Raw genomic sequence first — 8,438 nt, 5'->3', positions numbered from 1 at the left:
AAGTAAAGCCCCTGATGGGCAGGGGCCTTTACTAACCAATTATAAACCTAAATTATGAGAAGACTTTTTTTGAGTTTTTATTACGGTGTAAAAGTAACACTAAGTTTTTATATTCTTTTAAATTATTTTGTAATTTTATTGTAACTTTTATCAAAACAAGTATATCCTGCTGTTTGATTATCAAAAATACAAATATTTCGTTATTAATGTGATAATTTTTTAATTAAATAAATTCATGTGTGTCACAAAACGAATAAGACGAAAAAATATGATACTTTTCTTCTTTTTTTTCTATTAAAAATCAAAATAAGCCAAAACAGACAGTATATAAAGCCAAAATTTAATTAAATAATCTAAAAAATGATTTTTCATTGAATTTATGTCAAATTTTATTCCAAAAAATAATTTTTAAATAAAAAAATATATAAAATTCACTTTTTTTAACTCACTCATCAAAAAATCTGATTTTTTATTGATAATCTAAACTCCCTACACTTGAAGATATTGTGAACACAGGGATAAAATTTACTTTAAATAAGCACAATTTAAAAACTGCTTCCTCATTTTTGCAGCGCGTTTTATCGTTTTTTAATTTATGACAGCTACCCCGCCTACAAAAACACACCCGCATTTAACATCTTTCACTTTATGGATCATGACCATTGCTACTTGCCTGGTAGTGGCCAATATTTACTACAACCAGCCCCTGCTGGCCGATATAGCACACACCTTTAAAATATCTGATAAAAAAGCCCAGCAGGTATCGCTGTTTACCCAAATTGGATATGCCACCGGTTTATTGTTTATTATACCACTGGCCGATATGCTTAAACGTAAACGGTTAATACTAATAGATTTTGCCCTGGTTATTACCTCGTTGTTAATAAGCGCGGCGGCACCATCGGTGCTGGTGTTAACCATAGCCGGTTTTTTACTGGGTGTATCTTCGGTAATACCGCAATTACTGATACCTATGGCTGCGCACCTGGCCAAACCGGCAGAACGCGGTAAAAAAATTGGCTTCGTGATGAGCGGCCTGTTGATAGGCATACTATTATCACGTACGCTAAGCGGTTTTATTGGCGAACATTTTGGCTGGCGAACAATGTACTATATAGCCACAGGATTAATGCTGGCCATGTGGTTAATGATATTTTTCTTTTTGCCCGAAGTTGAGCCCGACTACAAAGGCAATTATAAAAACCTGATGAAATCGCTCGTCCACCTAATTAAAACCCAGCCTAAACTCAGGATGGCTGCCTTTAGGGGCGCCTTATGCTTTGCCGGCTTCAGTGCTTTTTGGACAACGCTTGTGTTTTTACTAAAACAGCCCCAGTTTAACGCAGGCAGTACGGTTGCCGGCCTGTTTGGATTAGTGGGCGCGTTTGGCGCATTGGCTGCCGGTTTAATGGGCAGGCTAAGCGATAAAATGGACTCGTACAAGCTATCAGGATATACATTATTATTAGTACTCATTTCTTTTATCATCTTTTACTTCTCCAGCAGCAGCATTATTGGTTTGGTTATAGGGGTAATTGTACTGGATATGGGCGTGCAGGCTACGCACATTTCCAACCAATCTATCATATTTGGTTTGATACCCGAGGCCCGCAACAGGTTAAATACGGTATACATGGTGTCTTATTTTATAGGCGGCGCATCGGGTACATTTTTGGCCAGCCTTGTTTGGAAAAGGTATCAGTGGACCGGTGTATGCGCCATCGGCTTTACATTGGCCGCCATCGCGCTGGCTGCGCACTTCATCAGCTACAAAAAAAACGTTCGGAATTAAAGCAAGTGTTCGGTTATTGAATACTAATCGAACAGTGGTTTTGATGTTTTGAAACCCACTCTATCAAAAATTTGAATTTTTACTCAAAATAAAAACCACTCAAAAACAGCCATTTACATGTTATTGTAAAAATATTTTGAACCACCAATGACTTTTTTGATTTTTTGGCACGCTGTTGGAATACTACTCTGCAAACGTAGCTGTTATGGAAACTAAAAAAACAACGGTTAAGGAAAGCGAAAAGGAATGGGAAAACCCGGTGGAGCCAACAAAAACAACAGATGCACGCGATGAGGAGCAAATTTTAAGGCAATACAACGAAGCAAAACGCCGCAAAGGTAACCTTACCGAAAACCAGGAAGCTGAAGAAAAAGATTAAAACAAAGACATTTAAAACATACAAAAAACTAAAACTATGAAAAGCACTAAAAAATTATCGACCAACAAATTAGTAGCACGTTTTGACAATGAATTAAAATTGTTACTGATGAATGATCTGAAATCTATAAAAGCCAAAGCAAGCCGTTTAGCAACCGCAGCCTAACTAAAAACTTCCAACATACTTACYTATATATAAATATTTACCTATGAAAGCCTCTAAAACAAACCCAACTATCAGCGAATTAATTGCCCGCTTTGACGACGAGTTATTAAACATTTTATTGGAAGATCTTAGGAACTTCAAAGAACGAAATCAATTTGTGCACAACAACAAGAAGGTAGCAGCACCATCAACACGTAAAGCTGCCTGATCATCATATATCTACATCTACCTATTAAAGTACAACATCACACACCTATGAAAACGATAGAGCCCTGCTAAAACAGGGCTTTATTTTTTTGCAGCATATTTAATAATCAGGCTTGCTGTTTTGGCCGATGCGCCGGGTTGACCCATTCTTGCGTCAAGCGTATCATAATCTGCCAGCATCTGTTCCCGGCAGGTACCTTCGTTAGCAATAGCGCTGAGTTCGGCAGCTATTTTCAGTGCATTACAGTCTTCCTGGATAAGCTCCCTTACTATTCCCTTATCTACAATAAGGTTAACCAGCGATATAAATTTAATTTTAACCAGCATACGGGCTATCGCGATGGTTAATGCGTTGCCCTTATATACAACCACCTGTGGTATGTTGAACAAAGCAGTCTCTAAAGTTGCGGTTCCGGAGGCAACAATGGCGGCGTGCGCGTTGGTTAACAAATCGTAGGTGGCATTAAATATTACAGGAATATTGGTATCCTTCACAAACTGGCTGTAAAATTCAGGCTTAAATGATGGCGCGCCTGCTATAACAAACTGGCAATCTGCAAACTGCCCGGCAACGGCAATCATATCCGGCAATAAATAGTTTATTTCTTGTTTACGGCTGCCGGGCAACAGCGCTATTATTTTTTTGCCCGATATATTATTCTGCTTTAAGAATTCGGGGTTACGCTCAAACGCAATTATGGCATCCAAAAGCGGATTGCCTACATAATCAACGTCCATTCCCCAGCTTTTATAAAAATCAACCTCGAAAGGCAATATGCAAAACAGGTGGTCAACTATCCGTTTGATTTTTAACACCCGTTTTTGGTTCCAGGCCCAAACTTTGGGCGAGATGTAGTAATTAACCGGCAGACCGATAGTTTTAGCGTATTCTGCTATTTTCAAGTTAAAACCCGGAAAATCTATGAGCACCAAAACATCGGGTTGGTAAGCCGCAATATCATCTTTGCAGGCTTTCAGATTTTTCAGGATAGCCCGCAAATTAATCACAACCTCTACAAAACCCATAAAGGCCATATCGGCATAGTGCTTCACCAGGATTCCGCCTTCGGCCTGCATCAGGTCACCACCAAAAAAACGAAATTCAGCCGCCGGGTCAAGCTCTTTAATCGCCTTCATAAGGTTGGCCCCGTGCAAATCGCCCGAAGCTTCGCCGGCTACCAGGTAATACTTCATCTGATGGGTTGTAGTTTGAGTAAAAACACCGCTGCTGTAAATACGAAAGTTATCAATATCATTCCCGTACCTATATTATCTTTTCCCTCCTTAAAACAATACCTTATGATAAAAAGATTCAGCGCTATAGCAATCAGATATGGGATACCTGGCTTGTTAAATATCAAAAAGCTGCCCTTAAGCAGATACAAAAAGATGAACAGGCTAATACCCGGCAGTACAGAACCGTAAAGAAAGCCTGTTAATATGTTATTGTTTTTAAGCATGTATTTTGTTTAGCATAGCAATTTACACATTAAATTTCCAGGTATTTAAAAACGGAATAGCGTGATGCGCCGTCATATCAAACTGAATAGGCACTACCGATGCGTAATTATGCTCCAAAGCCCAAACATCGGTATCCTCGCCACCGTCGTTTAACTGAAAAACACCGGTGAGCCAGTAGTAGGGCCGTTTATGCGGATCAACCCTTTCATCAAACTCTTCGGCCCATTTGGCGTTAGCCTGGCGGCAAATCTTAATCCCTTTAATATCGTGCGTGTTCGGAAAGTTTACGTTGAGTAAAGTATTTGCCGGTAAACCATTGGCTAAAACCTGCAGGGCAAGTTCCTTAACATATTTAACGCAATGGCTAAAGTTAGCATCCAGGTTATAATCATCTAAAGAAAAGCCAATAGATGGAATACTTTCGATAGCGCCCTCAACCGCTGCCGACATGGTGCCAGAGTACAATACGTTAATGGAATTATTTAAGCCATGGTTAATGCCAGATACGCATAAATCGGGCTTAAGCCCCTTAAATACTTTATTCACAGCAAGCTTCACACAATCAACGGGCGTACCAGAGCAGCGGTACATTTCAATGCCTTCATAAATGTCAACCTTATCTAAACGCAGGGGTTTGCCTATTGTAATGGCATGCCCCATGCCCGATTGCGGGCTATCGGGCGCAACAACCACTACCCTGCCTATCTCGCTCATGGCTTCAATTAAAACTTTGATACCAGGAGCGGTTATGCCATCATCGTTAACAACAAGAATATTAGGTTTCGCTGTTTTCATTGTGCGAAATTAGTTATATTTGATTTATGCTCACTGCTGATAAGAAAAAGAAATACACCGTTGATGATTACTTGCTGCTTGAGGAAGGTGCACCTTTTCAGTTGATAAACTATGATTTGATTATGTCGCCATCGCCTATTCCATTCCATCAAGTAATTTCTGCAAGAATTATGCAAGCTCTTTTAAACTTTTTAGACAGCAGAAATAATAATGGCTTTTTAGTAAGTGCACCGATGGATGTAAAGTTTGACGAGGGGAACATTTTACAACCCGATATACTTTACATTGCAGAGGACAGAGTTGAGGATTTAATCAAAGATCGCATTGAAGGTGCTCCTGATCTCATTGTCGAAATACTTTCGCCTTCAAATGCGTATTATGATTTAAGGCAAAAGAAAGACATTTACGAAAAATACGGTGTAAAAGAATATATCATTGTTGATCCGATTGCGCAAAACGCTGATTTATATTCATTAATGAATGGAGCATATTATCTTCATCAACAAGCGCAAAAAAACGAGGTACTTACCTCAGTGATATTGCCTGGCTTTGCTATCGAACTTGCAAAGGTTTTCAAATAAAAAAGGCCCCGTTCCCGGAGCCTTTTTCCTTATTATAAACTGTTTATCCAATTCACCAGTTCATCGCGCGTTTTACCGGTTTTTTTCTGGAGTTTTCCTAACGTTTCGTCGTCCTTACCTTCTTCGTAAGTTAAATCATCGTCGGTAAGATCGCCGTAAGCTTGTTTTATTTTACCTTTCAACTCGTTCCAGCCGCCCTTAATTTGTAGTTTATCCATGATGTTTTTTATTTAGATGTATTTGTATAACATCCGGGAAATGATATGGTTTTTGAGGAAGAGGCAAGATATTAGAATTAAGACAAAGCGCACATGGCTGATTAAACATCAGTTATCGGCTAACGGGAAAAATTTTAACTCTTGATTCTTGCATCTTGACTCTATTCTTTCACAAACTGCTTCAGCACTTTTCGTTCAAAATCATGGGATGGCCAAATCTCTATTTTGTAATGATCTGTACCCTCATCCGCTTCCGGATCATTGTTGGCCAAATCGTACGAATAAACCCTGATGCGGTAGTAGCCCGGCGTTACGATGGCTTTTAGTTGAATTTTGCTATCCGGATAATCAAGCACTTCCAGTATTCCCGAGCTTATCCTTACGCCCGCCTCAACCACGTGATCGTATTTTTTAAAATCTTTTTCCCTGCTCGGGGCATCCAGTATATCAAGCTGGGCTTTTACATGGCCAAAACTTTCAATGCTGAGGCCAACTATATCCCTGTCTTTTGCAGTCGCCATCCTATCGTTATACGCCGATGATGTCCAAAAACCGGGATCGCCGGTTTCGCCGGTAAACGCCGAATCACAAAGATAAAACTGGTTCTCTTTGGTAAAAAAATCGAGCCGGTACCGTGCAGAAGGATTTGGGTGGCTTTTAAATGAAAACAGGGAAATTAAGACCGCAAAATAGGCAAATAATATTAAACGATAAAAATTTCGTTTATGCATACAGTTAGATATGTGCGGCAAGTTACAAAAAAAGAGGCAGGACCCTGGTTTGTCTTGCCTCTTGATTCTTAATTCTCTTTTACAACGCTCCGGCCTTAATTTCTTCAACCACAGCAGGGTCAAGCAAGGTAGAGGTATCGCCCAGGTTGGATGTTTCCCCCTCGGCGATTTTGCGCAAAATACGGCGCATAATTTTCCCCGACCTGGTTTTTGGCAACCCGGTTACAAACTGGATTTTATCCGGCTTGGCTATGGCGCCTATTATACGGGCTACGGTCATGGTGATATCCTTGCGCGCAAGTTCCGAATCGCCATGCTGGTTAGGGCATACCACAAAAGCGTAAACGCCCTGCCCCTTAATGTCATGCGGATAACCAACAACGGCCGACTCAACCACACTGCTGTGCATGTTGATGGCATTCTCTACTTCGGCAGTACCAATACGGTGGCCAGATACATTCAATACATCATCAACCCGGCCTGTAATACGGTAGTATCCATCTTCGTCACGTAAACAACCGTCGCCGGTAAAATACATATTCTCGTAGGTAGCAAAATAGGTAGTACGGCAGCGTTCATGGTCGCCATAGGTAGTGCGCAGCATACCCGGCCACGGAAATTTAATACAAAGGTTACCACTTACGCCGTTACCTTCTATCACTTTACCATTTTCATCAACCAAAACCGGTTGTACGCCGGGCAAAGGCAAAGTTGCATACCCCGGTTTAGTTGGGGTAACGTTACAAATTGGCGATATCATTAACCCGCCATTTTCTGTTTGCCACCAGGTATCGGCAATAGGGCATTTGCCGTGACCAATCTTTTCATCGTACCAATGCCATGCTTCTTCGTTTATCGGCTCGCCTACCGAACCCAATTTGGTTAACGAACTGAGGTCTTTACCTTTCAGAGGCTCTTCGCCAAAGCTCATTAACGAGCGGATAGCGGTTGGTGCGGTATATAATATATTTACTTTAAACTTATCTACAATCTCCCAAAAACGGCCGGCATCGGGGTAGGTTGGCACACCTTCAAACATCAATGTTGTTGCCCCTTGCGATAACGGACCATAAACAATGTACGAGTGCCCGGTTATCCAGCCTATATCAGCAGTACAAAAATAAACTTCGCCTTTGTTGTACTGAAATACGTTGGCAAAAGTATAACCTGTATAAACCATGTAGCCGCCTGTGGTATGCACCACACCTTTTGGCTTACCTGTTGAACCAGAGGTATATAAAATAAACAACATATCCTCGGCATCCATCACCTCGGCAGGGCAATCGGGGTTGCCCTGGGTTTCTACCTTTTTAACTTCATCTTCCCACCAAACATCACGGCCTTTTATCATGGATACCGGCGTGCGGCTGCGGGTTAACACTATTACTCTTTTAACCGACCGGCATTGCACCAATGCATCGTCAATAACGCTTTTTAATGGTATGGCTTTATTGCCGCGGAAACCACCATCGGCAGTAATAACAACATTACACTCGGCATCGTTTATCCTATCGGCAATTGACTGTGCCGAAAAACCGCCAAATACCACCGAGTGGATAGCGCCAATACGGGCACAGGCCAAAACGGCAATAGCCAGTTCGGGAATCATCGGCATGTAAATACAAATACGGTCGCCTTTTTTTGCGCCATTGTTTTTTAACACATTGGCAAACTGGCAAACTTTATCGTGCAGCTGGCGATAGGTTAATATCCGATGATCTTCCTGCGGATCATTAGGCTCCCAGATGATGGCAGCCTTATCGCCAATAGTGTCGAGGTGACGGTCGAGACAGTTTTCGGTTATATTAAGCTTGGCACCCTGGAACCATTTTATTTTAGGCTCTTTAAAGTTCCAATCCAGCACTTTATCCCACTTTTTTTGCCATAAAAAGTTTTCGGCTATACCAGTCCAAAATTCTTCGGGCTGCTCAATACTTTGCTGGTATACCTGCTTGTATTCGTCAAATGATGTAATCTTCATAGTGTTTATAATGGAGGGCCTAATTTAATAATTTATATATGATGTAAATATTAATTCTGTAACTTTTTAAAATTATTTAAAAAGTACTTTAATTTAGGTGCTAAGGACATTGTAAACAAGCACTATAC

At 40.8% G+C, this 8,438-nt stretch carries 11 protein-coding genes; 5 read left to right on the top strand and 6 right to left on the bottom strand.

All coding sequences use genetic code 11. From position 1 onward, the window contains the following. The first annotated feature begins 595 nt into the window (after positions 1-595). From AC1DV1_RS30870 to AC1DV1_RS30855, 4 genes are all read left to right on the top strand, one after another. Positions 596-1,792, top strand: coding sequence for an MFS transporter (locus tag AC1DV1_RS30870; RefSeq protein WP_477368559.1), 1,197 nt, complete (start codon positions 596-598; stop codon positions 1,790-1,792). A 205-nt stretch (positions 1,793-1,997) separates the two neighbouring features. Then, positions 1,998-2,171, top strand: a complete 174-nt coding sequence (locus AC1DV1_RS30865) for a hypothetical protein (RefSeq protein WP_477368556.1) — start codon at positions 1,998-2,000, stop codon at positions 2,169-2,171. Between the two features lie 36 nt (positions 2,172-2,207). Next, positions 2,208-2,336 carry a hypothetical protein gene (locus AC1DV1_RS30860; protein ID WP_477368553.1) on the top strand — a complete coding sequence of 43 codons (129 nt, stop codon included), beginning with the start codon at positions 2,208-2,210 and terminating at the stop codon, positions 2,334-2,336. Between the two features lie 43 nt (positions 2,337-2,379). Continuing rightward, a complete protein-coding gene (locus AC1DV1_RS30855) occupies positions 2,380-2,544 on the top strand; it encodes a hypothetical protein (RefSeq protein WP_477368550.1) in 165 nt (54 codons plus the stop codon). Between the two features lie 80 nt (positions 2,545-2,624). Here AC1DV1_RS30855 and lpxB read toward each other — a convergent pair whose 3' ends face one another. Genes lpxB through surE form a run of 3 tightly spaced genes read right to left on the bottom strand, consistent with a single transcriptional unit; the run spans position 2,625 to position 4,799 of the window. Further along, entirely contained in the window at positions 2,625-3,737 is a 1,113-nt protein-coding gene (gene lpxB / locus AC1DV1_RS30850) for a lipid-A-disaccharide synthase (protein ID WP_477368547.1), read from the bottom strand. Beyond that, entirely contained in the window at positions 3,734-4,003 is a 270-nt protein-coding gene (locus AC1DV1_RS30845) for a hypothetical protein (RefSeq protein WP_477368544.1), read from the bottom strand. Before AC1DV1_RS30845 ends, lpxB begins: the two co-directional genes overlap by 4 nt. A gap of 22 nt (positions 4,004-4,025) precedes the next feature. Continuing rightward, a complete protein-coding gene (surE, locus tag AC1DV1_RS30840) occupies positions 4,026-4,799 on the bottom strand; it encodes a 5'/3'-nucleotidase SurE (RefSeq protein WP_477368541.1) in 774 nt (257 codons plus the stop codon). Positions 4,800-4,825: 26 nt separating this feature from the next. Here surE and AC1DV1_RS30835 point away from each other — a divergent pair, with 26 nt between their 5' ends. Then, complete coding sequence (locus AC1DV1_RS30835; RefSeq protein WP_477368538.1) at positions 4,826-5,380, top strand: Uma2 family endonuclease; 555 nt, start codon at positions 4,826-4,828, stop codon at positions 5,378-5,380. 32 nt (positions 5,381-5,412) lie between these two features. Here the strand turns inward: AC1DV1_RS30835 and AC1DV1_RS30830 are convergent, their stop codons facing one another. From AC1DV1_RS30830 to acs, 3 genes are all read right to left on the bottom strand, one after another. Further along, complete coding sequence (locus AC1DV1_RS30830; RefSeq protein WP_477368535.1) at positions 5,413-5,598, bottom strand: CsbD family protein; 186 nt, start codon at positions 5,596-5,598, stop codon at positions 5,413-5,415. A gap of 161 nt (positions 5,599-5,759) precedes the next feature. Beyond that, positions 5,760-6,329: a hypothetical protein gene (locus tag AC1DV1_RS30825; RefSeq protein WP_477368532.1), complete on the bottom strand. Its 570-nt coding sequence runs from the start codon at positions 6,327-6,329 to the stop codon at positions 5,760-5,762. A 79-nt stretch (positions 6,330-6,408) separates the two neighbouring features. Beyond that, positions 6,409-8,310, bottom strand: a complete 1,902-nt coding sequence (gene acs / locus AC1DV1_RS30820; protein ID WP_477368529.1) for an acetate--CoA ligase — start codon at positions 8,308-8,310, stop codon at positions 6,409-6,411. Positions 8,311-8,438: the final 128 nt, after the last annotated feature.

It is taken from the genome of Mucilaginibacter sp. P4_D1 (assembly GCF_056401935.1).
Note: the sequence above shows the minus strand (reverse complement) of the source record. Positions and strands in the feature narration are given on the sequence as shown.